This window comes from Bathymodiolus azoricus thioautotrophic gill symbiont (assembly GCF_001298715.1).
Lineage (GTDB): Bacteria > Pseudomonadota > Gammaproteobacteria > PS1 > Pseudothioglobaceae > Thiodubiliella.
On record NZ_CDSC02000153.1, the window covers coordinates 1 to 1,182 of the forward strand.

The window sequence follows — 1,182 nt, forward strand, 5'->3', positions numbered from 1 at the left end:
GTTTATTCCGATTTTTTTGTTTAGTTTAACGGGTCCGAAATAAGAAAGTTCGGGTTGTTGTTTGAAATTGTTGGGGTTTTATAATCTTTAAGTTTGAGAACGCTTAAAATAACCATAACTAGAGAAGGTATAATAAATAATGGAAAATTTATATCATATTTGGCTCACTTGTGTTATTTACGCTGGCATTCTTTTTATGCTTTGCCTTGTTATTCCACCCAAGATAATCGGCAGAATTTTACCGTTTTTTACTGCATTTTGGCCAAGTAAGAATATTCAATTAGATTTCCAATCTATCGCCTATGTGGCACTACATAGAAATAGTATCAATCGAATGATTCATTATTCTATTTTTATAGACGCTTTTGCATGGTTATTAATTTTCAACAGTTTGTGGAGTGGATTTTTGTATATCGCTTTACTACTTTTTGTCATTCAAACTCTCCTTATTAAAGAAGTGAAATTTACAATACTAGCCAACTTAGCATTGATAACAATATTGATAATTCTACTCACTTTTTTTACTCATAACTATATAGAATATTTAATGCTATGGACGATATCAAGTGCTATTTTGCGTGTAATTGGTCATTTTTTTGAGCCATTGCCACCATTTTTAATTGATAATAGCGGTCAATTCTCACCTATGAATATCGCAACATTAAAAAAACTGGGTTTATTTAAAACAATCGCCTTGCTTCCCATTGGTTTTCTTGCAGAGTTCTTATCTGGACAACCACATCGACTATTTTTAGTGCAAATTAACGCAATAACAAGTAAGTTTTATCAGCACCAACATATTATGAATTGGAAAAATGTTGTTACAAGGGGGGGTAAATCCTACAAAGAAGGCATTAAACAAGAGCCAATATTCAAAGATTATTGTCGTTTTTTTGAAAAATAAAAATCAATTGTCCTACCTCTTGATTGTTTTTTAATCACTACTGGGATTTTTACCGTTAACCCTGCCAAAATACATATTCCAGTTGTTAAACTTGGAATAGAATCAGCAGATACCTTGCTGAAAAATTATTGACTATTGGATGTGATATATCTTGGATTAGATTGATCCTATTTCTTAATTAGTCGCCCCTTAAAAACCCACTCCAAACAAACCAAAACCACCCATTTTGCCAACCATCCAAATCAACAAAACTGCTTTTTATCCAACACCACAAAAAC

The 1,182-nt window shown here is 31.9% G+C and carries 1 protein-coding gene; it reads left to right on the forward strand.

Going from position 1 to position 1,182, the window contains the following annotated elements:
- Nucleotides 1-139: 139 nt before the first annotated feature.
- Nucleotides 140-904 carry a hypothetical protein gene (locus tag BAZSYMA_RS03160; protein ID WP_090715566.1) on the forward strand — a complete coding sequence of 255 codons (765 nt, stop codon included), beginning with the start codon at nucleotides 140-142 and terminating at the stop codon, nucleotides 902-904.
- The last annotated feature ends 278 nt before the right edge of the window (nucleotides 905-1,182 follow it).